This is a genomic window from Methylobacterium sp. Leaf88 (assembly GCF_001422795.1).
GTDB lineage: Bacteria > Pseudomonadota > Alphaproteobacteria > Rhizobiales > Beijerinckiaceae > Methylobacterium.
Genome location: NZ_LMMK01000025.1, coordinates 1 through 1080, shown reverse-complemented (window position 1 = coordinate 1080; position 1080 = coordinate 1). Strand labels below are relative to the sequence as shown.

1 protein-coding gene is annotated in these 1080 nt (G+C 72.3%); it reads left to right on the top strand.

Annotation, left to right across the window (positions count from 1 at the left end; genetic code table 11):
- Positions 1–1080, top strand: a 1080-nt coding sequence (locus ASF20_RS16085; protein ID WP_056275738.1) for a polysaccharide biosynthesis/export family protein, incomplete at both ends; no start/stop codon positions are given.

The window sequence follows — 1080 nt, the reverse complement described above, 5'->3', positions numbered from 1 at the left end:
TCGCTTCTGCCTGCGGCCGGCCCGACGACGGGGGCGGTTGTGGAGGGGGCGGACGTGTCCACGAGCGAGGGGACGTTCGCCCGCTACGAGATCGTGGACCTGTCGGCGGCCACGATCGAGGCGCTGCGCGGGCGTGCGCTGGACAGCCTGCTGGCCTCCTTCGGGGACCGGCGCCCCTCCCTCGAGTCGGTGATCGGGGTGGGCGACTACGTGGCCGTCTCGGTCTGGGAGGCCGGCTCGGGCGGGTTGTTCTCCGGGCCCCTGGTGGCCGACCGCTTCTCGGCCGGCTCCAAGTCCGCCCTCATCCCCGAGCAGGTGGTGCCCCGCGACGGGGCCATCAGCGTGCCCTATGCCGGGCGCATCCAGGTGGCCGGGCGCCGGCCCCAGGACGTACAGGCCCTGATCGAGACCGAGCTCGCCGGCAAGGCGATCCAGCCCCAGGTGCTGGTCTCGGTCACCAAGGCGGTGTCCCAGACGGTGACCGTCACCGGCGAGGTCGTGGCCGGGGCCCGGGTGCCGCTCTCGGGCAAGGGGGACCGCCTGCTCGACGTGGTCGCCACCGCCGGGGGCGTGCGCGCGCCGGTCAACGAGACCTTCGTGCGGCTCTCGCGGGGCCAGCAGACCGCCACGGTGCCGCTGACCACGGTGGTGTCGAACCCGGTCGAGAACATCTTCCTGCGCCCGGGCGACACCCTGACCCTGGTGCGCGATCCCCAGACCTTCCTGGCGGTGGGCGCGCTGGGCAACTCCACCGAGATCCCGTTCCAGGCCGAGGGCATCACCCTGGCCCAGGCGCTGGCCAAGGCGCGCGGCCTGTCCGATTTCCAGGCCGATCCCTCGGGCACCTTCATCTTCCGCTTCGAGCCGGCCGCGGTGGTGCGGCGCCTGAAGCCGGGCAGCCCCCTGCTGGGCACGCCCCTGGTCCCGGTGGTCTACCGGATCAACATGCGCGACCCCAACAGCCTGTTCCTGACCCAGGCCTTCCGCATGCGCAACCGCGACCTCGTCTACGTCTCCAACGCCCCCTTCACCGAGGTCCAGAAGGTCCTCTCCGTCTTCTCAACCGTCACCGCACCGGTC